This window comes from Ochrobactrum sp. 19YEA23 (assembly GCF_029909865.1).
Taxonomy (GTDB): Bacteria; Pseudomonadota; Alphaproteobacteria; order Rhizobiales; family Rhizobiaceae; genus Brucella; species Brucella gambitense.
Genome location: NZ_JASAMQ010000003.1, coordinates 239252 through 262847, shown reverse-complemented (window position 1 = coordinate 262847; position 23596 = coordinate 239252). Strand labels below are relative to the sequence as shown.

Genomic DNA, 23596 nt, shown 5'->3' with positions numbered 1-23596 from the left:
TCTTACGTGCGTGGAAAACGCTGGTTGTCCTCCAGCACATTCAGGTCCATGTGGTTTCGCATATAGCGTTCTGACGCCTTTTGCAGCGGCTGATAATCCCACGGATAATATGCCCCGTTGCGCAAGGCCGGATAGACCACATGGCGGCGGGCCTGACTGGCGCGAACATGCGCATCGAAGAGATCGAGGTTCCAGCGCCCCAGCGCCTTTACCATCAGTTGTTCAAGTATCACGCGATGCTCGGACCTTGCCGCCAGATTGTTCAACTCATCTGGATCATCCGCGAGATTGAACAATTGCGGTGGGTCGACACGGCAAAGATTGATCTTCCATTGTCCGTCACGCAACGAAACCATCGGCGCAACCGTGCCTTCAGCCGCATATTCGCATGGCACCGCACCGCGTTCCTTCGTGCCGGCCGCAACCTCCAGCAATGAGACGCCATCCGTCCACGGCATGATGCCGTTGAGATCGATCCCTGCCAGATCGGCCAGTGTCGGCAACACGTCCAGCGTTGAGGCGGGCGTATCGATCAGGCCCACCGGCATTTGTGGCGCAGCGATCATCAGCGGCACGCGTGCGGAACCTTCGAAGAAACTCATCTTGAACCACATGCCGCGTTCACCCAGCATGTCGCCGTGGTCGGAGGTGAAGATGACAATCGTATCGTCTGCCATGTTGCAACGCTCGATCACGTCCAAGAGGCCGCCGATTTTCTCATCGACATAGGTAATATTGGCGAAATAGGCCTGCCGCGCCGTTCTGATCTGCGCGCGGGTCAGTTCGTAATCCTCAGCTTTGGAAGCGCGAAGCAACCGCTCGCTATGCGGATCGATTTCGCTTTCCGGCAGCGGTCCGATCTTCGGGTCAAGTTCCGGAATATCCGCATAAAGATCAAAGAAACGCTTGCGCGCCACGTAAGGATCATGCGGATGGGTAAAGCTGACGGTCAGGCACCACGGACGCTCGTCATGGCCTCGCGCCAGATCGTAGAGCTTCGCTTCGGCCTGATAGGCGACTTCGTCATCATATTCGAGTTGGTTGGTAATTTCCGCAGAACCGGCCCCGGTGATGGAACCCAGATTGTGATACCACCAGTCGATGCGCTCCCCCGGCTTGCGATAATCCGGCGTCCAACCAAAATCGGCAGGATAGATATCCGTCGTCAGACGCTGCTCGAAGCCGTGCAGCTGATCGGGACCGACAAAATGCATCTTGCCGGAAAGCGCTGTCTGATAACCGGCATTGCGCAAGTGGTGCGCATAGGTTGGTATCTCGGACGAAAATTCGGCTGCATTATCATAAACGCCGGTGCGAAACGGCAGCTGACCCGACATCAGAGAAGCACGCGCCGGGGCGCAAAGCGGGCTCGCCGTATAGCAATTGGCAAAACGGGTGGACCGCTCTGCAAGCTTGCGCAAATGCGGAACATGCAAAAAATCTGCGGGACCATTCGGGAAAAACGTCCCGTTCAACTGGTCGACCATGAGAATGAGGATATTCGGCTTTTTCATCTGTGCGGAACCATTTGGCATAAGTGAAACGCGAAACGGCGGGCATCGAAATGCCCGCCTTGCAATCTTTACGTCTGGCGATCAGAGACCGAGACTTGCCTTGACAGCGGCAGCGCCGGGTTCGCCTTTCAGCGTGGTCACACCCGTGAGCCACTTGTCGATCTGTTCAGGATGGGCTTTCAGCCATTCCTTCGCAGCCGCCGGACCTTCCGCGCCCTCGTCCAGAATCTTACCCATCAACTCGTTTTCAATATCCACGGTGAAGGTGAGGTTCTTGAAGAAGGTTGCAGCATTCGGGCAGTTCGCCGACCAGCCGGTGCGGGCGAGCGTGTAGACTTCAGCACCGCCAAAGTCAGGGCCGAAATAATCATCCCCACCAGACAGATATTCAATCTTCAGCTTGGTGTTCATAGGATGCGGAGCCCAGGCGAGAAACACCACCCAGCCCTTGTCCTTGTTCTTGCGGTCCACCTGCGCCAGCATGGCCTGCTCGCTGGATTCCACGATCTTCCAGCCGTTGAGCTTGAATTTCGGGTCTTCGATGATCTTCTGGATATTCTGGTTGGCCGGAGCACCCGGCTCAATACCGTAAATCTCCTTGCCGAATTTATCGCCGTGAGCGGCAAGATCGGCAAAATCCTTGATGCCTTCACTCGCGACATAATCCGGCACTGCGAGCGTGAATTTCGCGCCTTCCAGATTCTTGACAATCACTTCGGCGGCTTTGGCCTTGTCGAGATCATCGCGGAATTTCTGCTGTGCGGGCATCCAGTTGCCAAGGAATACATCAAGATTGCCAGTCTTCAGGGCTTCATAGCCAATCGGCACAGACATTGTCTTCACGTCGGGCTTATAGCCAAGACCGGTCAGCAACACGCTTGCGATGGAATTAGTCGAGGTAATATCGGTCCAGCCCGGATCGGACAGGCGGATTGTTTCGCATGCAGCCGGATCGGCAGCATAAGCCGTTCCCGCCAGCCCCGTGAACGCCGCAAACGCCAGTGCAGTCATTTTCAAATAACGCATCGGAGACCCCTCGTTGATGGATGCATTCCGCATCTCGTACAATCAAAAGCCGTTATGGCTTGCATTTCGACTTTCAGGAAAACACCATTTACGCTAAGGAAAAACCCATTCATTTTTTATCGAAGATATAAAGGCTATTTATGGTTTCTCCTTCCTGGGATCTTGGCAGCCTTGGCGTTTTCGAAGCGGTCGGGCGGTTGGAAAATCTGACCCTCGCAGCGCGTGAACTCGGCATGACGCAACCTGCCGTCAGCTATCAAATAAAACGCATGGAAGACCGTTTGGGCGTCACCCTGTTTGCCAGGCGGGCGCGTGGCGTCGAAATTCTGCCGGATGGGCGGATTCTCTATGCGGCTGTGCGGGCTGGTCTGGACGGAATCGAGGACGCGGTGCAGCAGATCCGTCGCAGGCAGCGCTCACCCGGTTTGCGGATTGCAACGGATTATGGCTTTGCCACTTTCTGGTTGATGCCGCGCGTGGCGCAGTTCAGACCGAAACACCCCGAGGTCGACGTGCGCATCACAGCATCCTCCATGCTCCAGCCCCTCGACTATCGTGAAGCAGACATCGCAATCCTGTTTGGCGGGCGGAATGATTTTCCCAAAGGCTCCGTCCCCTTCATCGGCGAAAAGGTCGTGCCTGTCTGCTCGCCCGCCTATCTCGAAAAAAGCGATGGCTTTCCCAACGGCAAGGGGCTTGGCGCAGCGTCACTCTTGCATCTCGACACGTTGCAGGGCGACCGCTGGTTCACGTGGCAATCATGGCTGCATGCCATCGGCGAGGAAATCGTAGACGGCAATTATGGCCTCGTGTTCAACACCTATAATCTGGTGATCGAAGCTGCGATTGCCGATCAGGGTGTTGCGCTCGGCTGGTCAGGGCTGATCGACGGCGCAGTGCGGCGCGGGCAGCTTGTTCATGCCTGCGACATATCTCTGACCAGCGACAACGGCTATTGGCTGGTCTTCAATCCAGACATTTCCGACACGGCACGGGCGCTTGCCATGGAACTCATCGAGACGCCTAGCGACAGCTAGCGCGCGGCCAACCCTATTCCACGAAGCCGACAATCGGGCCGAAACCACCGTGCCAGGATATGTCGTTTCGGCCCAGTTCCGGGCTGTAAATGCCGGTGCCGTTTCCGCCATCGAGAAACAGGGCATTCGGGCACTTCAGATGATCGCGAAACATGCGCGCGAAATCATGGAAATTCACCGGGTCTTCACTGATCGCAAAACGGACAGCACCATTCTCGCAAACGCCGACGCCGCTGCGGCGCGTGCGATCCGTCGAGCCGACGATAAAGGCCGGGTGCAATTTGTTGCGGATAACCAGCATGGGCCCGGACTGGGTCGCGAAGCTGACCTTCGACCTGCGTTTTAAAAACGTATCGGTGGGGAGAACTCCCGCAGCCTTGTCATCCCAGAAGAAAACTCCGTTCGGCATTTTGTAGAAATTCGGCACAGGACCACCTGCGCTTTCACCTTTTTGTCTGTTGGCAGGACGCAGCTCCTGCTCGTTCTCGACATAAAGGCCGATGGGCGAAAAATCAGGTCCGTACATTCCGGCATTCATCGCGAAAACCAGTGTGTGGCCTTCATCGCTGACGGCCTTGGCAACGCTCGAGAATGTCCGATAGGGCTCGCTATCAGCCCCTTTCCAGAACAGCCTCAGCCCGGCGACGCCGTTATCAGGCTTGCAGATGATATATTTCGTATTCTCGAAACTATCCGCCTCGCAGATGCCGGGTTTGTCCGTTTCCTGAGCCTGAACTGGACTGCACATCACCGCCACGAGCATCATGGCAACAGTGGATAATCCGCGCTTCAGATAGATCGTCAATGCCGTTGCTTCTTTCTTCATCTCGCCACTATGCAGAAATTGGGAGATTCGAAGAAGCCCTTACGCTCATGCCATCTCCGAAGCCTCGATCCGGGCCGCCTTGCGCGTGGCATAAATGAAGGCCGCAGCGAAGGTTATTGAAAGCAAAAGAACAATCGTCGGAGCTGGCGCGCTGTCAATGAAGAACGACAGATAAACGCCTGCGAACGAACCAAACGCCGCGATAACAGCAGACAGCAACAGCATGGTGCTGAACTTGCGCGTCAGGAGAAACGCAATGGCACCCGGCGCGATCAGCATGGCAATGGCGAGGATGATACCAACGGCCTGCAACGCGCCCACAATTGTCAGCGAGATGAGGCTGAGCAGCCCGTAATGCAGGAAGTTGACCCGAAGACCAACGGCCCTCGCTTGCGCGGGATCGAAGGCATGCAAAAGGAAGTCTTTCCATTTGACGCCGATGATTGCCACGGTGAGGACCGCGATAAGCGCTGCCTGTCCGATATCGAACCACGAAACACCGAGCATATCGCCAAACAGAATGTGGTCGAGATGGACGTCCGGCCTTACTTTGACATAGAGCACCAGCCCCAGCCCGAACATGCCGGAAAACACCACGCCCATGACCGTATCCTGCTTGATGCGGCTGTTATCTTTCAGAAAGCCGGTCGCGATGGCGCAGAACATGCCCGCGACGAAGGCTCCCACGGCATAGGGAAAACCCACGACATAGGCGATCACCACGCCGGGAAACACTGCGTGACTGATTGCATCGCCCATCAACGACCAGCCCTTGAGAACCAGAAAGCAGGACAGTAGCGCCATGGGGATTGCCACCGTGACCGAAATCACCAGCGCATTGACCATGAACGGAAATTCGAATGGCGAAAGAAGCGTTTCGATGCTGCTCATTGCGATGCCTCCAGCGCCTGTGTCTCAGCGGCGCGGCGTCGGCTGGCAATCATGCCATGCTTCGGCGCGAAGAAGAATGCGCTCAGGAAAATCGCCGTCTGCAACACGACAATGATGCCGCCCGTTGCGCCGTCGAGAAAGTAGCTTGCATAGGCCCCGACAAAACTTGTGGCAGCACCGATTATTACGGCGATGACCAGCAGTCGCGGAAAGCGATCTGTCAGCAGATAGGCCGTCGCACCCGGTGTCACCACCATACAGATGACGAGGAAAGCGCCAACCGTCTGGAGCGCCGCAACCGTTGATGCAGAAAGAAGCGTGAAGAACATAATCTTCAACGCTGTCGGATTGAGGCCAATCGAACGCGCATGGCTTTCATCGAAGAATGTGACCATGAGGTCTTTCCATTTAACGAGCAGAATGGCGAGCGACACGAAACCGATGATGCCGAGCTGCAGCTTATCGCCCGGGGTAATCGCCAAGATGTTACCGAGCACGATAGTCTGGATATTCACCGAGGTGGGCGAGATCGACACCATGAACAGGCCCAATCCGAAGAAGCCTGAGAAGATCAGGCCGATAATAGCGTCTTCCTTCAGCTTCGTCCGCTGGTTCAGGAACAGCATGGCCGCCGCCGCCATCCCACCCGAAAAGAACGCGCCGATGGAAAACGGCAGTCCCAGCATATAGGCTCCGGCAACACCGGGAACGATGGAATGGGACAAGGCGTCGCCGATCAGCGACCAGCCCTTGAGCATCAGATAGCAGGACAGGAAAGCGCAGACGCCACCGACCAGCGCCGACACCCACATGGCATCAAGCATGTAGCCATAAGTAAATGGCTGGAGAAGCGTTTCCATCATTCCCGCCCTCCTTCTCCATCGCCCGTATTGCGAATGGCTGCCTTGCCACCCTGAAGGATCAGCGGGCGTTCATCGTCGGTAATCACGCCAATGGAGGCAGAAGCTCCGCCTTGCGCTTCGTTCAAAACGAAATGACGCAGAACGCCACCAAAGGTCTTTTCCAGATTAGTCTGCGTGAATGTGTCCGACGTCAGCCCATAGGCCAGCACCGTGCCTTTGATCAGGATCGTGCGGTCACAGAACTCCGGCACGGAACCCAAATTGTGCGTTGAAACCAACATCACGCGACCTTCGTCGCGCAGTTCGCGCAACAGCGTGATGATCTGCTCTTCGGTCTTCACATCGACGCCCGTAAACGGCTCATCAAGAAGGATGACGCGACCGTCCTGCGCCAGCGCACGGGCAAGGAAAACGCGCTTCTTCTGTCCACCGGACAGCTCCCCGATCTGGCGCTTGCGAAACTCGCTCATATTCACGCGGGCTAGCGCATTGGCCACCGCTTCATGATCGGCAGCCTTCGGTATCCGCATCATGCCCATATGCCCATAGCGGCCCATCATCACCACATCCTCGACCAGAACCGGAAAATTCCAGTCCACCTCTTCCGATTGCGGCACATAGGCGACGAGGTTCTTGCGCAAGGCTTCCTCAACCGTCATGCCCAGCACTTGGATCGAACCGCGCGCAACACGCACAAAGCCCATGATCGCCTTGAACAAGGTTGATTTGCCCGACCCGTTGACGCCGACAAGAGCGGCAATCGTGCCGGTCGGGATGCGAAAACTCGCATCGCGCAAGGCGGTCAGGCCGTTGCGATAGGTCACGGTAGCGCCATCGACGGCAATGCCGCCATCTTCAAAACCGGAACCGAAATGGCTCTGCCAGTCGGGTTGAGCATTCATCGGATAAATCTTTCATACGGATCGAGTAAGCGCCCGCCACAATGACGGGCGCCGGCATGGGCAATGATCGGATCAGGACTGATGGGTCAGTCCCTTGACGATGGTGTCGGAGGTGACGCGCAAGAGATCGATATAGGTTGGCACCGGGCCATCCGCGTCCGTCAGAGAATCCACATAGAGCACGCCGCCATAGCGAGCGCCGGTTTCGCGGGCCACCTGTTCAGCGGGAGCGGACGAAATCGTGCTTTCGGAGAAGACAACGGTGATGCCATTCTTGCGCACGGCATCGATCACCTTGCGCACCTGCTGCGGCGTGCCCTGCTGGTCGGCATTGATCGGCCAGAGATAAAGTTCCTTCAGACCGAAATCGCGCGCGAGATAGGAAAAGGCCCCTTCGCTCGAAACGAGCCAGCGCTTGTCTTCCGGAACGGTGGCAAGCTTCGCCTTGATCGGCTCTATCGCGGCCCGGATCTTCTGCTTGTAAGCCTCGGCATTCGCCTTATAGGTGTCGGCATTCGCCGGATCGTATTTGACGAAAGCATCGCGGATATTATCGACATAGATCAGCGCCGCAGTCGGCGACATCCACGCGTGAGGGTTCGGCTTACCGCTATATGGCCCTTCTGTAATACCCATCGGCTCGACGCCTTCCGATACCACCACACTCGGCACGTCCTTCAGATTGTGAAAGAACTTTTCAAACCAGAGTTCGAGGTTAAGCCCGTTCCACAGGACAAGCTGCGCGCCCTGTGCCCGTTTTATGTCGCCGGGTGTGGGCTGGTAATTATGGATTTCCGCACCAGGCTTGGTGATCGATTCAACGACGGCAGCGTCGCCTGCAACATTTCGCGCAATATCGGCAATGACTGTGAAGGTTGTGACAGCCTTGAACTTTTCCTGCGCTGCGGAAGGAGCCACCGACAGTATCGCCGCCAGCGCTGCACCAGCCATGCCGGTCAGGATCAATCGTCTCAGCTTGTTGAACATCTCTTTCTCACTTTTGCTATTAGGAGTTATTTGCAACTGAAATACGGTATTCCGCTTTGCGAATGGGATCGTCTGCAAACTGGAATGAAACTCTCGCCCCGCTCATATTCTGCAATTGCAAATGAATTGCAACAAGAAATTGCGAAAGTATGGAGTTTTTGCCCGCAAAGTGGGTACCGTCTTCAACAGCCCCCTAAAACTTTGTGCCGCAGCCGACCATTAGAGCATTTCCAGCAAAAGTGCGTAGCGCCTACGCAGAGAAATGCGTAAAAACAAATAGATAGAGCGGTTCCACGATTCCGTTTTAACCGGAACCGCTCTAAGTCAGCTGCGGCACGATTGTTGAGAGCGCATCCAGAAAAGTGTTCAACGGTTTTCTGGATGCGCATAGAGACAAATGGCGCGAGCGCCGCACTGGAAGCCGCGATGCCGCCTATTCCTTCACCGCGCCAGTCATCGACGATACGTAGTAGTCAACGAAGAACGAATAGAGGATCACCACCGGCAGGGAGCCGAACAGAGCCCCTGCCATCAGCGCGCCCCATTCGAAAATATCGCCGCGCACCAGCTCGGTCAGCACGCCCACTGGAACAGTCTTGTTTTCCGAAGACTGAATGAATGTCAGCGCATAGATGAATTCGTTCCAGGAAAGCGTGAAGGCAAAGATGCCTGCCGAGATCAAACCCGGCACAGCCAGCGGCAGAATGATCTTGAGCAGAATCTGCCAGCGATTGGCGCCATCCACCAGCGCACTTTCCTCCAGCTCGAAAGGAATGGAACGGAAATATCCCATCAGCAGCCATGTGCAGAACGGAATGAGGAAGGTGGGATAGGTGAAGATCAGCGCCAGACGCGAGTCATAGATGCCGAGCTTGAACACGATGAATGCCAGCGGAATGAACAGGATCGACGGCGGCACCAGATAGGCCAGAAAGATGAACAGGCCAACCGAGCGTGAGCCGGTAAACCGGATGCGTTCAATCGCATAGGCTCCCAGAACTGAAGCGACCAACGACAGGAATGTGGAGGCCGTTGCCACCAGCATCGTGTTCCACAGCCAACCCGGATAAGAGGTCTCGAACAGCAGATATTTGATATGGTCGAGCGTTGGCCCCACCACCCAGAAGGGGCTGAAATTATCATAATCCGTAAGCTGCGAGTTCGGTTTTACGGCAGTGATCGCCATCCAGTAAAACGGAAACAGCAGCACGAAGACGAACAGCGCTATGGGTATGTAGATCGTCACCACCCGCCGCGGCAGGCGATTGAGATAGGACATGCCTTGGCTATCGTCCTTCAAAGCGGCTTCATTGAAAGGTGCCTTGGATTTCATGGTCATCTCCATTGTCAGTCGCTCCCGCCCTGCTGCCATTTGCGACGTTGCAAGCCGAAGAAAGAAAACATGATGGCGGCAAGCAGGAACGGGATCATCGCGACCGCAATCGCGGCGCCCTCACCCAATTGACCGCCGGGAATGGCGCGTTGGAATGACAAGGTCGCCATCAGATGGGTTGCATTGACCGGACCGCCCTTGGTCAGAACGTAGATCAGCTGGAAATCCGTGAAGGTGAACAGCACGGAAAACGTCATCACAACGGCGATGATCGGCGTCAGCATCGGCAATGTCACATGCCGGAAACGCTGCCAGCTCGAAGCACCGTCAAGCGAGGCCGCTTCCTGCAATGAGGCGGGAATGGTCTGCAAACCGGCGAGTAGCGAGATTGCCACAAATGGAATGCCGCGCCACACATTGGCCGCGATGACGGAAAGCCGTGCATTGGTGGGATCGCCAAGGAAGTTGATGGGTTGTTCGATGAGGCCCATTTTGATCAGCGACCATGAAATGATCGAGAACTGGGCATCGTAGATCCACCAGAATGCCAGCGCTGAAAGCACCGTCGGCACCACCCATGGCAGCAGCACGATGGCGCGGAAGAAGGATTTGCACGGCAGGTTTTCGTTCAGCAGCAGCGCAAGCCAAAGGCCGAGACCGAATTTCAGAACCGACGCGACGGTCGTGTAGAGCACCGTATTGAACACCGACAGCCAGAAAACGCTGTCATCCCACAGGAATTCGTAATTTTCCAAGCCGATGAAAATGCCATCGCGGCCAATCTTCGTGTCGGTGAAGCCCAGCCAGACGCCAAGACCGAGCGGATAGGTCAGAAAGCAGACCAGAAACACCGCTGCGGGCAACATGAACAGAAAGCCCAGCATGTTGTGATTGTTTGCCAGGCGAGACATGAAAGGCCGTTTTATCGCACCGGGGTCTCCGGATAGTCCGCCACCGGTAGAATTGGTCATCGTCATGGATACACATCTCCAGAACCACAAAAGAAACGAGGCGCGGGGTACACCCTCGCGCCTCAGCTCTGCGACTAGACGCGATAATAGCGGTTGGCGCGTTTCTCAGCGCTCGCGACAGCCTCTTCCGGCGTGGACGCACCTGTAACGGCAGCGGCAAACATGTCGACCAGAACATAGTCGGCCATGACGGCTGCCGAAGCATAGCCGAGCGGACCGGCATAGCCATTCGGGCGCAGGGTTTCCGAAGCACGGGCATAAGGCGCGTGGATCGGATTTGCCTTCCAGACCGGATTATCGGCAAACGCCTTGAGCGGCTGGCAGCAATAGGCGCTGGAGCCTTCGAGCCAGGCATTCATCTGGTCGGCTTCCATCATAAACTTGATGTAAGCCTTGGCTGCTTCCGGATATTTCGTGTGCTTGAACAGCAGAAGCGAACTGGTCTGATGCAGCTCGACGCTCTTGCCGACCGGACCGACGGGGAAGTTCGTGCTGCGCATATCAGCCGCGAATTCCGCGAGCTTCGGATCGTTCTTCGCGGCGTAATAGATGGAAACACCGTTAGCCGTCAGCGACACCTGACCCGCGAGGAACGCTCGGTTGTTGTTAATATCGAGCCAGCTTTCCGTGCCCGGAATGAAGGTCTTGTAAAGCTCCTTGGCATAGTTGATAGCGGCAATCGTTTCCGGCGAATTGATCGTCACCTTGCCGCTTTCATCCACCATCTGTGCACCATGGCTCCAGAGCAGCCAATGCGCATAGTTGTTGCCATCGCCAACAGCCTTACCATGCGGGAAACCGGCGGGCGTTCCCTTGGCCTTCATGGCCTTGCACAGCTCAAGGAAGCCTTTCGTGTCCTGCGGGAACTCGTTGAAGCCAGCCGCTTTCATGTGGCTGTCACGATAGACAATCGCATTGCCAATAGCCGTCAGCGGCATGGCGATGAACTTGCCGTCACGGGTCGCATAACCCTTGAGGCCGTCATAAAAACCGCCATATTTCCCGTCGAGATAAGTCCCAAGCTCGGTCAGATCGACCAGCTTGTCGGGGTATTGGTGAGCATCGTCGAACCAGCACATCACGATATCGGGGCCGGAGCCCACATTGGCGGCAACCGCGGCCTTTGGACGAATATCTTCCCAGCTTTCCTTGTCGATACGGACTTCGACGCCAGTGGCTTCGGTGAACTTCTTGGTGTTGGCGAGCCAGCTGTCCTCGTCGCCCTTCACGAAAGGCGTCCAGCGCAGCACGCGCAGGCTGGCGCCCGCTTCCGGCTTATATTCCGGTTCGGCTGCGAAAGATGGACGAATGCCCATACCCGAAAGACCGACTGCACCAACAAGACTTGCCGTTCCCGTTAGGAATGTTCTTCTTCTGATAGTCATTATGCTCCTCCTCCAAAATGGGACTTGGTTACGCCGCATTCGCTGTCCCTACAGGCGAAAACGGGTATCTGGTGAAATGCGATTTCCCAGAAAGACACGGCCTCAGGCTCTCCCCTCCTTCAGCGTGTCTTGTATAAATTCATGCAATAAGACGCATGCCACTCTCTTCGTCGAAGAGGTGAACATTGCCTGGATCGATCGAAATATTGATCGCCTCTCCGGGACGCACATCGATGCGCTCGCGGAAAACACAGGTGACTTCCGTACCGCCGAAACTCACCACCATCTGCGTTTCGTAGCCGGTTGGTTCTATCACCACCACGGGCGCAGCCAGCCCGGCACCATCAAGCCGGATATATTCCGGACGCAGACCGTAAACGAGGTCTCGTCCCACCGCCTGCGGATAGCTGCGTGACAATGGCAGCCTTGTGCCATCGGTAGCCACGAACACCTGCGGATTTTGTGGATCGAGCTTGCCCTTGATCATGTTCATGGCCGGGGAACCGATAAAGCCAGCCACAAACAGATTGTTGGGATTATCGTAGAGTTCCAGCGGCGAACCGACCTGCTCCACAATGCCGTCATGCATGACGACGATCTTGTCGGCCATGGTCATGGCCTCAATCTGATCATGCGTCACGTAGACAGTCGTCGTTTTCAAGCGGTGATGCAGTTCCTTGATTTCGGCACGCATCGCAACGCGCAGCTTGGCGTCGAGGTTCGACAAAGGCTCATCAAACAGGAAGACCTGCGGATCGCGAACGATGGCGCGGCCCATGGCCACGCGCTGGCGCTGACCACCGGAAAGCTGGCGCGGATAACGGTCGAGCAGATTGGTCAGGCCCAGAATGCTCGCGGCATAATTCACGCGCTTGTCGATTTCCGCCTGCGGTGCCGAATTCAGCATCAGCGAGAACGCCATGTTCTTGGCGACCGTCATATGCGGGTAGAGCGCATAGTTCTGGAACACCATGGCGATATCGCGTTCCTTGGGCGGCAGGTTGTTGACCGGCCGTCCGCCGATGCGGATTTCGCCGCCGGAGATATTCTCCAGCCCGGCCAGCATGCGCAACAAGGTCGATTTTCCGCAGCCCGACGGGCCGACGAGAATGACGAACTCGCCGTCTTCAATATCGATATTGACGCCTTTGATGACGGGGAAATTGCCGAAAGACTTTTTCACTTCGGCGAACTGAACAGTGGCCATGCATCTCCTCCCAGACTGCATTCTGTGTTTTCAGAAGATGTGAATGTCGGCTCCTCACTTCCGACGCCCAAATCTATCGCGAATATTCTCCTTGCTTTTTATGCTATCCGCGCCGAATTCCTCTTTCGGCACCTGTTGTTGTCTCGCAGGTTTTTAACCCCGGCCCACGAATGGCATCTTGGTTGCCATGACGGTCATGGTCAGCACATTGGCGTCAAGCGGCAGGCTTGCCATATAGACGACCGCATTGGCGACATGCGCCGGATCAATGGTCGGCTCCGCCGCCATTGTCCCATTGGCCTGAATGACACCGGTCGAAATCTTCTGCGTCATATCGCTGGCGGCATTGCCGATATCGATCTGGCCGCAGGCGATATCGAAGTTGCGACCGTCGAGCGCGGTCGATTTGGTCAGCCCTGCAATTGCGTGTTTCGTCGCCGTATAAGGCGCGGAATTGGGGCGCGGTGTGGTCGCAGAGATGGACCCATTATTGATGATGCGGCCCCCGCGCGGATTTTGCGCTTTCATCACCCGGAAAGCCTGCTGGGTGCACAAAAATGCGCCTGTCAGATTGGCGCCGACAATCGCGCTCCAATCTTCGAATGTGACGTCTTCAAGCGATACACCGGGAACGAGAACGCCCGCATTATTGACCAGAAGATCAAGCCGCCCGAACTTTTCAACAATCGCATCAAACAATTTGCGCACGGCGACCGGATCGCCCACATCGGCTGCAATTGGGTGAAAGCTTCCGCCGGTTTGCGATGCAAGATCGGACGCGGCCTTTTCCAGCACGTCGATGCGACGACCGGAAATGACGACATGATAACCTTGTGCTCCGAGGGCCTTGGCGATAGCGCGCCCCACACCTGTACCGCCGCCGGTGACAAGCGCAATGGCCCCACTCTTCGCACCTGTTGCCTCACTCATCGCAGCATTCCTCCGTGTTTCGGCTCCGGCCTCAGAGCGCGCTCAATCTGAATTTTCTATTGAAGCAAGATCCTGTCGATCCTCGTAACCCGGAGGGCGGATATGCTTTGGCCTGCATGCATTATCGAATTTCAATATTAGGTCGATGCTGCGCAGCCGATACTCGGCGCGCTTACTGCGTATGCCGTCAATTCCCTGCCGGTACCGTTCCACCCTTAACTGGTAAGGTGAACGGACCACTTGTCCATTGATGGCCGCTCAAACGCCGCGAGTCAATCTCGTTTTGCCGCAATCCCGAAACAATAACGGAAGAGACCATGCGACCCGCTGCTCTCATCACAAAGCCTTCAACCCGGGCAGCCAGGACAGCCCGGCATCAGTCGTGGTTTTCGGGCGATATTCAGCACCGAGCGGCTTTTCATAGCCCAGAGTATCGAGCAAACGCACGATATGCCGGTAATCCAGCTCGCCATGGTCGGGTTCTGCACGGTCGGGTACGGCAGCAATCTGGACATGTCCGATATGCGGCTGCAACGCTTCCAGCCGCTTGCTGATATCGCCTTCCATGATCTGAAGATGGTAGCAATCGAACATCAGCTTCAGGTTGCTTGCCGCCACTTGGCTAATGATTGCAATGGCTTGTTCCGATGTCTTCAGAAAATATCCCGGCGCATCGCGGTGGTTCAGCGGCTCGATCAGGATCGTTATGCCATGTGCGGCGGCACGCTCGCAGGCATAGGTGAGATTGGTGAGGAATGTGCGATGCGCCACCTCACCTTCCGCCTTTCCCGCCATGACATGGATATTAAGCGCTCCAATGGCGACGGCATAATCAACTGCCTGACGAATCGCCGCCTGCGCCTCTTCTTCTCGTCCCGGAATCGCCGCCAGACCATTATCACCGGCCTCGACATTGCCGCGACTTGTATTGAGGCCGAGCATCTTAAGCCCGGTTTCACGCAAGGCGGCAGCGACATCGCCAGGCTCAAATTTATAGGGCCAATGGCATTCCACGGCATCGAACCCGGCGACTTTTGCCGCCCGGATGGCGTCAGGCAGCGGCAAGTCCTGCCAGAGAAAGCCGAGATTGGCTGAAAAACTGGCCATATCAATCCCACTCCACATCAAATTTATCGACGATCTGGCGAATTTGCGCCTCCGTCAGCATGTTTGGTTTCAAGCCGCGCGTGAGCATGGCGAGCTTCGCCGTTTCCTCAAGTTCTTCAACCGCATAGACAGCCGCTTCCAGATCCTTGGCGGCAACGACCGGGCCGTGATTGGCCAGCATTACGGCGCTGCGCTTGCCCGCCAGACCACGGATCGCATCGCCCATGGCAGGATCGCCGGGAATGAAATATGGCAGCAGCTTCACCTTGCCGAGTTTCATGATCGAATAGGCTGTCAGCGGCGGCAGCATATTGTCCGGGTCCACATCCGGCAGCATGGACAGTGCAACGGAATGGCAGGAATGCAGATGCACCACAGCCCCGGTTTTGGCTGCCCGCGTCTCGTAGAAAGCGGCGTGCAACGGCATTTCCTTGGTTGGTTTGTCGCCACCGATGAAGTTGCCCTGCTGATCGAAAAGCGACAGCTTTGCCGGATCGAGATTGCCGAAAGAACTCCCGGTCGGGGTCACAAGCAGCCTTCCGTCCGACAGGCGCGCCGAAATATTGCCTGACGAACCGCCTGTCAGCCCTCGGTCGAACATGGACTTCGCCATCAGGCATATGGTTTCACGGAGTTTCGCTTCTTCGCTCATGCAGCCTCCAGCTTGCGCAGCGCCGTTTCAAAGAAGGACTCGGAACCGAAATTACCGGATTTAAGCGCAAGCGCGACCGCATCGCCTTCCACCGAGGCGAAAGTCCATGGAACGCCGGGCGCGATCTCCTGCCCCACCATCACGCGGGAAACCCCGAGCGACTGTGCGACTGCACCGGATGTTTCACCGCCCGCCACAACGAAACGGCGAATACCGAGGCTAAAAGCCTCGCGCGCCAGTGCGGCAAGAGCCTCTTCGACAATCCGGCCTGCTCGCTCCACACCGAGCTTTTCCTGCGCGGCACGGACCGATGCCGGTTCCGCGCTGGCATAGATGAGCTTCGGCTCATCCACCGGACGCTGCCGGAGCCAGGCGACGGCCTCGCCTGCGCCATGCTCTGCCAGTTGCAGCGGATCGAGACGATAGCTCGCCGCCTTGTCCGCGTAATGCGCGACCTGTTTGAGCGTCATCGCCGAACAGCTGCCGGAAAGCACGATCTGGCCTTCGCCAACAACAGGCGCTTGCGCCTCTTGTCTGCTTTGCTGCAATTGTCCTGCTTTAGCGAGAAGGCCGGGCAACGGCATGGCAAGCGCGCTGCCACCGGTGAGCAAGGGCAGATCCAGCGTCGCCTCGGCAATGGTTCCGAGATCTTCATCGGCAACCGCATCAACAACAACATGCGCCACGCCCTGCCCGGCGAGTTCGGCAAGCCGCGCCTTCAAGGCATCGACACCACGCGCCACGACGAGGCGATTGGCCAGCCCGACCTTGCCTTTGACCTGCGGCTGCAACAACCGCACCAGGCTGGAATCCCGCATCGGCGTGAGCGGATGATCCTTCATCGGGCTTTCATCCAGCGGCTGCTCGCCGACGAAAAGATGCCCCATGAAAATGCTGCGGCCATTTTCGGGAAATGCCGGGCAATAGATCGTCTGCGACGCGCCGATATCTGCCATCAAAGCTTCCGCCACAGGCCCGATATTACCTTCGGCAGTGCTGTCGAAAGTTGAGCAATATTTCCAATAGAACCGCTGTGCGCCGGCGGCTTTCAGCCACGCATATGCCGCGCGCACCTGATTGACGGCCTCGTCAACCGGGATGGTCCGGCATTTCAGCGCGATGATCTCGAAAGGTGCGGTCGTTGTCACGTCCGGGGCTTCATTTTCGTCAGGCAATCCGAAGCGCAGGGAAATCGGATAGCCGCTGCGGGCCAGCAATCCGGCAAGGTCCGTGGCTCCGGTGAAGTCATCGGCAATGGCGCCCAATACGATAGCCATAGTTATTTCTCCGCGCCCGGCATGCCCGGCAGGACAATGCCGCTACGGGCGGCGAGTATCTTGGCAACAGCGGCATCGTCTTCGAGGCCGAAACCCGCCTCAGATGCTTGACTAAACAAGGCCAATGCAGCTTCACTGAGCGGCGTGGAGCCGCCTGCATCGGACGCTTCGCCGGTCACAATGCCCATATCCTTGACGAAAATATTGACCGCAGAACGTGGTGTGTAATCGCCATCGACGATATGCGGCCCGCGATTTTCGAACATCCATGACGAGCCAGCGGAAACGCGGATAACATCGAACACAGTTTGCAAATCAAGGCCAACCTTGGCGGCAAGCGTCAACGCTTCCGCAGCAGCTGCAATGTGAACACCTGCCAGCAACTGATTGATCATCTTGACTTTTGAGCCAAGGCCAGGCTCTTCGCCAAGCCGGAATACCTTGGCCGCAACAGCATCAAGAGCGGTCGAGGCTTTGGCGAAAGCCGCGTCCGCGCCCGACCCCATAACTGTCATTTCGCCGGTCAGCGCCTTTTGATAGCCGCCGGAAACCGGCGCATCGATGACCGCCATGCCCGCAGCTTCAAGCTTGGCGGCGATCTCGACCGTGACACTCGGCGCCATCGTTACGCATAGGAGGAACACCGTGCCGGGTGCGGCAGTCTGCACCGCGCCTTTCGGGCCAAACAGCACGTCCTTGGCCTGATCGGAATTGACCACGAAGACAAAGACGACATCGCTTTTGCCCGCATCAACAGGCGCGGTAAAAGCTTCGCCGCCTTCCGCCGTAAACCGCTTCAGCACTTCGTCGCGGATATCCACGCCCTTGACGTGAAACCCGGCCCGCAACAGGGATAGGGCAGCGCCCCACCCCATCGAGCCAAGACCGATCACGGTTGCCGTATTGCCCGGCGTCATGCGAAACCTCCCGTTATTTTCTGCGTTACCGCTCATTGATATCGAGGCCGTTCAGGCTCTAGGAGAGCTCATCCTCGATATGGATGCGGATGATTTCATCGAAGGACTTGTCGCCGACAAAACCGAGCGCGGTGGCGCGGCTTGCATCGAAATCCTGCGCCCAACCGGACACGATGCTTTCGATCAACGGATCGGACTCGCGACGGATGAGCGCCACCGCCTTGTCGCCTGCGACACGGCGAAGAGCTTCGATCTGCTCACCGACCGTTGCCGACAAACCCGGCATATTGAGAATGCAGCGATGACCGACTTTAGCCAGATCGATGGTCGCAGCATGCTGCAGGAAGCCAACGGCCCGGCGTGGGCTTACATGCCAATGGCGCACCGATTCATCGACCGGCAGGATAGCTTCCTGCCCGACCAGAGGTTCGCGGAGGATATTGGAGAAGAAGCCCGACGCCGCCTTGTTTGGCTTGCCGGGGCGAATGCAGACCGTTGGCAGGCGAATGCCAATGCCATCCAGAAAACCCTTGCGGGCATAATCTGCCAGCAGCAATTCGCCGATGGCTTTCTGCGCGCCATAGCTGGTGCGGGGCGTCAGGAAAAACTCGTCATCGATCTTTTCCGGGAACGGTGAACCGAACACGGCAATGGACGATGTGAAGACAACGCGCGGCTTGTATGGCGCTTTTTCGCCTTCCTTGCGGATCGCCTCGAGCAGATAGCGCGTGCCGTCGAGATTGATCGCATAGCCCTTGTCGAAATCGAGTTCCGCCTCGCCGGAAACGATGGCGGCGAGATGAAAGATGAGGTCCGGTCGCTTTGCAATCAGTGCGCGCGTGACAGCGGGATCGGAAATATCGCCTGCGCTCGCATGGACTGTGCCTGTAAAGCCTTCCGGTGGGGTCGGTGCAATCACGTCCACCAGCGTCAGTTGCTCGACGGGATTTCCGTCAATGCCGCCGTCGCGGGCGATTGCTTCGGAAAGCTTGCGGCCAACCATTCCTGCCGCGCCGATAATCAAAACATGCATGCAATTCTGCCTTTCCCATTCACGGATGCTGACAGCATCCAGCGCCCTCAGCCGCGTTTGTCGCGCACCTTGGCAAGCAAGTTCTTTGTTGAAACGTAAATCCGCTCTTCATGCGCGGCGAAGGCCGCCATGGCTGCGTTCCGGTCGCGCTTTTCCAGCGCCTGCAAGATCGCCTGATGGTCGGAAAAACTGCCATCAATCGCGCCCGGCTGAGCGACAGCACGCCGGCGATGCTCCAGCATGTAGGTGTAAAGATCGGTGACTATATCAGCGAGCAACGGATTTCCGCATTCGCGATAAATGGTGACGTGAAACTCGCGGTCGCAGATGAGAAAGCGTACGGGATCGTTCAGACAATCGATCTGCGCCTTGAGCGAACGACGCAGTATGTCCAGTGCTTCGTCCGAAATACGCTCTGCGGCATCGCCGACAATCTGCTGCTCAACCAGAAGTCTCGCCGCATGCACGGCATGGACATCGTAAAGATCGACATTGAGCCGCGATGTTATGCCAACCGCCATGCCGGAAAGATCAGCTTTGGCGACCCTTGTGCGCGATCCGTGCGAGACTTCCAGCACGCCACGCGCAGCAAGCGTCTGAATAGCGCTGCGTACCGTCTGACGGCTGACCGAAAGGGCAGCGGACAGCTCCCGTTCGCCTGGCAGCTCATCTCCAACCGCCAGCAAACCGGACGCAATAAGAGCTGCAATCTTGTCGGCGATCACATCCTTGATCGTGCGCCGCTCCAGATTTCGCCCAAGACCCGTATTTTTATCGAGCAGAAGATTATGTGCGACGATCACCGCAGTTCCCACTGACCCACTGGTATTTCCACTAGTCCAGTTGGAATTTATCGATATCGCAGTTGCTGTCAAGGGCCAGCAAGGCTTCGCGCCGCGATCAATTCAGATCGCAGCGTTTATATATCATTGTTTCGGGGATAACCGCTTAGACTGCGTCCAGAATCTGCTTCTGCAGATCAATTGCGCGGGCATCGGCAAGTTCACGTCGCGGGCGCTCCAGATCAATGTCGATATCGAGCGCAATGGATCCTTCGCGCAACACGATCACACGGTCTGCGAGAGCAACGGCTTCCGACACATCATGGGTGATCAGCACAGTAGTAAAGCCGCGCTTCGTCCAGATGCGCTCCAAAAGACGGTGCATCTCAATGCGTGTCAGCGCATCTAGTGCGCCAAAGGGTTCGTCCAGCAGCAGAATTTTCGGATCGCTGACCAGCGCCCTAGCAAGCGCCACGCGCTGGCGCTGGCCACCGGACAGAACGGAAGGCCAGTCATTGCCGCGCCCTTCCAGCCCGACATCGGATAGAACCGACAGTGCCGCCTCACGCCAGTTCTCGCCGCGCGCGATGCCGACATTGTCGGTCACACGCTGCCACGGCACCAGCCGCGCTTCCTGAAAAAGCAGACGCACTGACGGGCTGATCCCGGTCAGCGCTTCCCCGCCAACGGCTACGCGCCCGCCATCGGGCAGGTCGAGACCCGAAATCAGGCGCAGAAGCGTGGACTTACCACCGCCAGAGCGTCCGACAACGGCCAGAAACTGCCCGGATGGTACCTCCAGATTGAAGTGCCGCAATACTTTGAGGCTGCCGAATGTGCGGTCGACATGAGAAAGCGAAACAGGCAATCCGCCCTTCGCGTCCGCACTATGAGCAACTGCTTCCACCTCATATGTGTCCTGAACCGCAGCCATCAGCTTTTGCCTTTCTCCGGCTGATAGGCCGGATGCCAGACGAGCACACGCTTTTCGATGAGACGGGTTGCCGTGTCGGCCACCTTGCCAAGCAGTGCATAGATAATGATACCGAGCAGCACCACATCGGTCATCAGAAACTCGCGCGCATTCATGGTCATGTAGCCGATGCCGCTGGTGGCGGAAATGGTTTCGGCAACGATCAGCGTCAGCCACATGAAGCCCAAAGCATAGCGCAGACCGACGAGGATCGACGGAAGCGCACCGGGCAAAATAATACGCTGGATCAGAGCCTTACGATCCAATCCGTAGACATGCGCCATCTCGATCAATTGCGGGTCGATGGTTCGCACGCCGTAGAAAGTGTTGATATAGATCGGGAAGAAAACGCCGATGGAAACCAGAAATATCTTGGCGGTTTCATCAATGCCGAACCACAGGATGACAAGCGGAACGAGCGCCAGATGCGGGATATTGCGCAACATCTGCAAGGTGCTGTCGAGCAAGGTTTCGGCGGGCTTCCACAGACCATTGACGATACCGGCGACAAAGCCCAGCCCGCCGCCGATAACGAGACCGATCAGGGCGCGTTGCGTTGAAATATAGGTATGATAGATCAGCGTGCCATCCAGCAGCGATTTCCAGAACGCCGCCGCCACCGTGCTTGGAGCAGGCATCAGTCGCGCCGTGATCAAGCCCGTGCGCGCGGCAACCTCCCAGAGGATCAAAAGAACAATCGGAAATGCCCAAGGTGCGAGCGCCTTGCCGAGCGATTTAAGACGCGGGACATCAGCTGTCCTGCTCTTTCCGGCAAAACCGGAAATTGTTGAATCCGCCATCAGGCCGCTCCCTTGCGCGTCACCTCGGCAATGGAAATTTCCTTCGGAATGAGGCCGAGCTTGAAGAAAGTGTCTGCAATTGCCTGCTGCTGGGCGATAACCGATGCATCGAGCGGTTTGACGCCATAGGACTGACGCTCGACGGCGCGGACAAGCACATTCTCTGGAATGCCGACCGAAGGCGCAAGCTCGGCTGCGACCGTCGCCGTATTGTCCTTGATCCACGTATCGATCTCAGCAATCGCGTCGATGACGATATCGATGGCTTCCGGGTTTGCATCCACGAAAGGCCGCGCGCCAAGATAAAATTGGTGATTGGGAACGAGCCCTTCACCATTGCGCAATTCACGCGCTTCAATGGCAATTTCCGCAGCCGCCTGAAACGGATCCCAAATGACCCAGGCATCGACCGCTCCGCGCTCGAAGGCGGCGCGTGCATCTGCGGGCGGCAGGAAGGTGGTTTTGATATCGGTATAGGCAAGCCCGGCATCTTCCAGCGCCTTGACCAGAAGATAGTGAACATTCGAGCCTTTATTCAGCGCAACATTCTTGCCCTTCAACTCCGCGACCGTCTTGATGGGGCTGTCTTTCGGCACCAGAATTGCCTCGCCGGTCGGCGCCGGAGGTTCATGCGCGATATAGACAAGCGGCGCACCCGCTGCCTGCGCGAAGATCGGCGGCGTTTCACCGGTGGTGCCAAAATCGACGGCTCCAACATTCAGCGCTTCAAGAAGCTGCGGCCCTGCCGGAAATTCGGTCCAGCGCACGTCAAAACCGATCTTCTTCAGCTTCTCTTCGAGAATACCGCGCGCCTTCAGCAGAACGAGTGTGCCATATTTCTGGTAGCCGATGCGCAGGACTTTTTCCTGCGCAAAAGCAGGCACACTGCCCACCAATGGTAATGCGGCTGCACCGGCGAGAAGACCTGCAAACTTACGTCTTGAAATGCGCATCAATACTGCTCCTGAACACACCGGTTGCCTCTTGTTCTTATGTTAAAGGCAATTGAGCGCAGCCACAGGAACGAACGTCTAACCTCATACCGTCTGGGGAAAATTCTTTACTTCCGCCGTGTCGCTCTGACGCAAGGAAGTTCATTAGAGCAATCAGGCAGATATTTTTTCCAAGTTTTGCAACGCAGCCCGGCACGGACAGAACGGCTTGTCCAATGACAAAAGGCCGGACCATCAAAGCGATGTTCCGGCCTCTCGATTGTGCTTTGCGTTGTGTGCAGAAAGTTTGGCTCAGCGTGCGCCGCGCACGAAGCTTTCGCCCAGCGCCTGCGGCAGGCTTGCCTTGCGGCCAGCGATCAGCAAGACCAGCATCACCATCGCAAATGGCAACATCTGGATCACGTCTGTTGGAACATTGACACCAGCGACCTGCAACGCCGTTGCCAGCGACAGGCTGACACCAAACAGCAATGCGCCGCCCAATACCCATAGCGGCCTGCCGCGCGCCAGCATGGCAAGCACAATGGCAATGAAGCCATTGCCGTGGCTCATGAACGGAATGAACACACCAGCAACGGCAACAGACATGAAGGCACCGCCAAGACCGGCCAATGCACCCGTTATCAACACGGCAATGCTTCGCGTGCGGACAACATCCACACCGGTTGCATCAAGTGCCGCCGGTTTATCGCCCGCCGCCTGCAAGGCAGTGCCAAGATGCGTCATACGATAAATCCAGGCGAAAACCGCGACCAGAATGACCGCCACATAGACGACCGGATTATGGTTGAACAGGATTGGCCCCAGCACGGGAATTTCGGACAAAGGCCAGATTGGCCATTTCGGAGCCCCGTCCAGACGTGGATATGTTTGCGAAAACTGCACAAAATGCAGGAGCGCTGTCAGGCCTTGGACCGCCAATGTCAGGGCAATGCCGATGACGATCTGATTGAGGCCGAGCCGCACGCAGAAAAGCACCATGAAGGACGCGATGAACGCGCCCGCCGCAATGCCACCGACAAAGCCAAGGCCCATGCTGCCCGTGGTCCAGGCGACCAGAAAACCGGCATAGGCACCGGCAAGCATCATGCCTTCGAGCCCGATATTCAGCACACCCGCCTTTTCCGACAATTGCTCGCCAAGCCCGGCCAGCAAAAGTGGCGTACCCGCGGCGATTGCACCGAGAAACAGGGTGATGATGAAACTTTCCGTAAAAAGCGCCATGTTTTC

At 57.0% G+C, this 23596-nt stretch carries 23 protein-coding genes; 1 reads left to right on the top strand and 22 read right to left on the bottom strand.

The genetic code is table 11. The features are described from left to right. Positions 1-2: 2 nt before the first annotated feature. A complete protein-coding gene (gene betC, locus QBD01_RS10210; RefSeq protein ID WP_280992690.1) occupies positions 3-1514 on the bottom strand; it encodes a choline-sulfatase in 1512 nt (503 codons plus the stop codon). An 81-nt stretch (positions 1515-1595) separates the two neighbouring features. After that, positions 1596-2525 (bottom strand): choline ABC transporter substrate-binding protein, encoded by a 930-nt coding sequence (gene choX, locus QBD01_RS10205; protein WP_280992871.1) that lies wholly within the window; start codon positions 2523-2525, stop codon positions 1596-1598. 155 nt (positions 2526-2680) lie between these two features. Between choX and QBD01_RS10200 the strand changes: the two genes are divergently transcribed. After that, complete coding sequence (locus QBD01_RS10200; protein ID WP_280992689.1) at positions 2681-3577, top strand: LysR substrate-binding domain-containing protein; 897 nt, start codon at positions 2681-2683, stop codon at positions 3575-3577. Positions 3578-3590: 13 nt separating this feature from the next. On the opposite strand, the gene QBD01_RS10195 is transcribed toward QBD01_RS10200, so the two are convergent. From QBD01_RS10195 to QBD01_RS10100, 20 genes are all read right to left on the bottom strand, one after another. Next, positions 3591-4403 carry a phosphodiester glycosidase family protein gene (locus QBD01_RS10195; protein WP_392391370.1) on the bottom strand — a complete coding sequence of 271 codons (813 nt, stop codon included), beginning with the start codon at positions 4401-4403 and terminating at the stop codon, positions 3591-3593. Between the two features lie 45 nt (positions 4404-4448). Next, on the bottom strand, positions 4449-5294 hold the full coding sequence (locus tag QBD01_RS10190; RefSeq protein WP_280992688.1) for a metal ABC transporter permease: 846 nt from the start codon (positions 5292-5294) through the stop codon (positions 4449-4451). Continuing rightward, positions 5291-6157, bottom strand: a complete 867-nt coding sequence (locus QBD01_RS10185; RefSeq protein ID WP_280992687.1) for a metal ABC transporter permease — start codon at positions 6155-6157, stop codon at positions 5291-5293. Before QBD01_RS10185 ends, QBD01_RS10190 begins: the two co-directional genes overlap by 4 nt. Next, the gene (locus tag QBD01_RS10180; protein WP_280992686.1) at positions 6154-7059 is read right to left on the bottom strand and encodes a manganese/iron ABC transporter ATP-binding protein; all 906 of its coding nucleotides are present in this window, start codon (positions 7057-7059) and stop codon (positions 6154-6156) included. The genes QBD01_RS10185 and QBD01_RS10180 overlap by 4 nt, the downstream gene beginning before the upstream one ends. A 72-nt stretch (positions 7060-7131) precedes the next feature. Further along, the gene (locus QBD01_RS10175; RefSeq protein WP_280992685.1) at positions 7132-8046 is read right to left on the bottom strand and encodes a metal ABC transporter substrate-binding protein; all 915 of its coding nucleotides are present in this window, start codon (positions 8044-8046) and stop codon (positions 7132-7134) included. 433 nt (positions 8047-8479) lie between these two features. Beyond that, the gene (locus QBD01_RS10170; RefSeq protein WP_280992684.1) at positions 8480-9379 is read right to left on the bottom strand and encodes a carbohydrate ABC transporter permease; all 900 of its coding nucleotides are present in this window, start codon (positions 9377-9379) and stop codon (positions 8480-8482) included. A gap of 14 nt (positions 9380-9393) precedes the next feature. Then, positions 9394-10356 (bottom strand): carbohydrate ABC transporter permease, encoded by a 963-nt coding sequence (locus QBD01_RS10165; RefSeq protein WP_392391369.1) that lies wholly within the window; start codon positions 10354-10356, stop codon positions 9394-9396. 68 nt (positions 10357-10424) lie between these two features. Next, on the bottom strand, positions 10425-11735 hold the full coding sequence (locus QBD01_RS10160) for an ABC transporter substrate-binding protein (protein WP_280992683.1): 1311 nt from the start codon (positions 11733-11735) through the stop codon (positions 10425-10427). 139 nt (positions 11736-11874) lie between these two features. Next, the gene (locus tag QBD01_RS10155; protein ID WP_280992682.1) at positions 11875-12942 is read right to left on the bottom strand and encodes a sn-glycerol-3-phosphate ABC transporter ATP-binding protein UgpC; all 1068 of its coding nucleotides are present in this window, start codon (positions 12940-12942) and stop codon (positions 11875-11877) included. A 153-nt stretch (positions 12943-13095) separates the two neighbouring features. Continuing rightward, positions 13096-13872 (bottom strand): SDR family oxidoreductase, encoded by a 777-nt coding sequence (locus QBD01_RS10150; protein WP_280992681.1) that lies wholly within the window; start codon positions 13870-13872, stop codon positions 13096-13098. Between the two features lie 336 nt (positions 13873-14208). Then, a complete protein-coding gene (locus QBD01_RS10145; RefSeq protein WP_280992680.1) occupies positions 14209-14979 on the bottom strand; it encodes a TIM barrel protein in 771 nt (256 codons plus the stop codon). 1 nt (position 14980) lies between these two features. After that, positions 14981-15631: a 3-oxo-tetronate 4-phosphate decarboxylase gene (gene otnC / locus QBD01_RS10140; RefSeq protein WP_280992679.1), complete on the bottom strand. Its 651-nt coding sequence runs from the start codon at positions 15629-15631 to the stop codon at positions 14981-14983. Continuing rightward, positions 15628-16908: a 3-oxo-tetronate kinase gene (gene otnK, locus QBD01_RS10135; protein WP_280992678.1), complete on the bottom strand. Its 1281-nt coding sequence runs from the start codon at positions 16906-16908 to the stop codon at positions 15628-15630. Before otnK ends, otnC begins: the two co-directional genes overlap by 4 nt. A gap of 2 nt (positions 16909-16910) precedes the next feature. Further along, positions 16911-17825, bottom strand: a complete 915-nt coding sequence (ltnD, locus tag QBD01_RS10130; RefSeq protein WP_280992677.1) for an L-threonate dehydrogenase — start codon at positions 17823-17825, stop codon at positions 16911-16913. A 58-nt stretch (positions 17826-17883) separates the two neighbouring features. Then, positions 17884-18858 carry a D-erythronate dehydrogenase gene (gene denD / locus QBD01_RS10125; RefSeq protein ID WP_280992676.1) on the bottom strand — a complete coding sequence of 325 codons (975 nt, stop codon included), beginning with the start codon at positions 18856-18858 and terminating at the stop codon, positions 17884-17886. A 47-nt stretch (positions 18859-18905) separates the two neighbouring features. After that, on the bottom strand, positions 18906-19661 hold the full coding sequence (locus QBD01_RS10120; protein ID WP_280992675.1) for an FCD domain-containing protein: 756 nt from the start codon (positions 19659-19661) through the stop codon (positions 18906-18908). A 145-nt stretch (positions 19662-19806) separates the two neighbouring features. Beyond that, entirely contained in the window at positions 19807-20574 is a 768-nt protein-coding gene (locus QBD01_RS10115; protein WP_280992674.1) for an ATP-binding cassette domain-containing protein, read from the bottom strand. After that, entirely contained in the window at positions 20574-21413 is an 840-nt protein-coding gene (locus QBD01_RS10110) for an ABC transporter permease subunit (protein WP_280992673.1), read from the bottom strand. Before QBD01_RS10110 ends, QBD01_RS10115 begins: the two co-directional genes overlap by 1 nt. Beyond that, on the bottom strand, positions 21413-22366 hold the full coding sequence (locus QBD01_RS10105) for a sulfonate ABC transporter substrate-binding protein (RefSeq protein ID WP_280992672.1): 954 nt from the start codon (positions 22364-22366) through the stop codon (positions 21413-21415). Before QBD01_RS10105 ends, QBD01_RS10110 begins: the two co-directional genes overlap by 1 nt. A 291-nt stretch (positions 22367-22657) precedes the next feature. After that, a complete protein-coding gene (locus tag QBD01_RS10100) occupies positions 22658-23590 on the bottom strand; it encodes an ABC transporter permease (protein ID WP_280992671.1) in 933 nt (310 codons plus the stop codon). Positions 23591-23596 lie beyond the last annotated feature (6 nt).

What these genes read in the sequence shown, in the direction of transcription:
- betC (WP_280992690.1), bottom strand. Translation starts at nt 1,514, where the DNA reads ATGAAAAAGCCGAATATCCTCATTCTCATGGTCGACCAGTTGAACGGG.
- choX (WP_280992871.1), bottom strand. Translation starts at nt 2,525, where the DNA reads ATGACTGCACTGGCGTTTGCGGCGTTCACGGGGCTGGCGGGAACGGCT.
- QBD01_RS10200 (WP_280992689.1), top strand. Translation starts at nt 2,681, where the DNA reads ATGGTTTCTCCTTCCTGGGATCTTGGCAGCCTTGGCGTTTTCGAAGCG.
- QBD01_RS10195 (WP_392391370.1), bottom strand. Translation starts at nt 4,403, where the DNA reads ATGAAGAAAGAAGCAACGGCATTGACGATCTATCTGAAGCGCGGATTA.
- QBD01_RS10190 (WP_280992688.1), bottom strand. Translation starts at nt 5,294, where the DNA reads ATGAGCAGCATCGAAACGCTTCTTTCGCCATTCGAATTTCCGTTCATG.
- QBD01_RS10185 (WP_280992687.1), bottom strand. Translation starts at nt 6,157, where the DNA reads ATGATGGAAACGCTTCTCCAGCCATTTACTTATGGCTACATGCTTGAT.
- QBD01_RS10180 (WP_280992686.1), bottom strand. Translation starts at nt 7,059, where the DNA reads ATGAATGCTCAACCCGACTGGCAGAGCCATTTCGGTTCCGGTTTTGAA.
- QBD01_RS10175 (WP_280992685.1), bottom strand. Translation starts at nt 8,046, where the DNA reads ATGTTCAACAAGCTGAGACGATTGATCCTGACCGGCATGGCTGGTGCA.
- QBD01_RS10170 (WP_280992684.1), bottom strand. Translation starts at nt 9,379, where the DNA reads ATGAAATCCAAGGCACCTTTCAATGAAGCCGCTTTGAAGGACGATAGC.
- QBD01_RS10165 (WP_392391369.1), bottom strand. Translation starts at nt 10,356, where the DNA reads ATGACGATGACCAATTCTACCGGTGGCGGACTATCCGGAGACCCCGGT.
- QBD01_RS10160 (WP_280992683.1), bottom strand. Translation starts at nt 11,735, where the DNA reads ATGACTATCAGAAGAAGAACATTCCTAACGGGAACGGCAAGTCTTGTT.
- QBD01_RS10155 (WP_280992682.1), bottom strand. Translation starts at nt 12,942, where the DNA reads ATGGCCACTGTTCAGTTCGCCGAAGTGAAAAAGTCTTTCGGCAATTTC.
- QBD01_RS10150 (WP_280992681.1), bottom strand. Translation starts at nt 13,872, where the DNA reads ATGAGTGAGGCAACAGGTGCGAAGAGTGGGGCCATTGCGCTTGTCACC.
- QBD01_RS10145 (WP_280992680.1), bottom strand. Translation starts at nt 14,979, where the DNA reads ATGGCCAGTTTTTCAGCCAATCTCGGCTTTCTCTGGCAGGACTTGCCG.
- otnC (WP_280992679.1), bottom strand. Translation starts at nt 15,631, where the DNA reads ATGAGCGAAGAAGCGAAACTCCGTGAAACCATATGCCTGATGGCGAAG.
- otnK (WP_280992678.1), bottom strand. Translation starts at nt 16,908, where the DNA reads ATGGCTATCGTATTGGGCGCCATTGCCGATGACTTCACCGGAGCCACG.
- ltnD (WP_280992677.1), bottom strand. Translation starts at nt 17,825, where the DNA reads ATGACGCCGGGCAATACGGCAACCGTGATCGGTCTTGGCTCGATGGGG.
- denD (WP_280992676.1), bottom strand. Translation starts at nt 18,858, where the DNA reads ATGCATGTTTTGATTATCGGCGCGGCAGGAATGGTTGGCCGCAAGCTT.
- QBD01_RS10115 (WP_280992674.1), bottom strand. Translation starts at nt 20,574, where the DNA reads ATGGCTGCGGTTCAGGACACATATGAGGTGGAAGCAGTTGCTCATAGT.
- QBD01_RS10110 (WP_280992673.1), bottom strand. Translation starts at nt 21,413, where the DNA reads ATGGCGGATTCAACAATTTCCGGTTTTGCCGGAAAGAGCAGGACAGCT.
- QBD01_RS10105 (WP_280992672.1), bottom strand. Translation starts at nt 22,366, where the DNA reads ATGCGCATTTCAAGACGTAAGTTTGCAGGTCTTCTCGCCGGTGCAGCC.
- QBD01_RS10100 (WP_280992671.1), bottom strand. Translation starts at nt 23,590, where the DNA reads ATGGCGCTTTTTACGGAAAGTTTCATCATCACCCTGTTTCTCGGTGCA.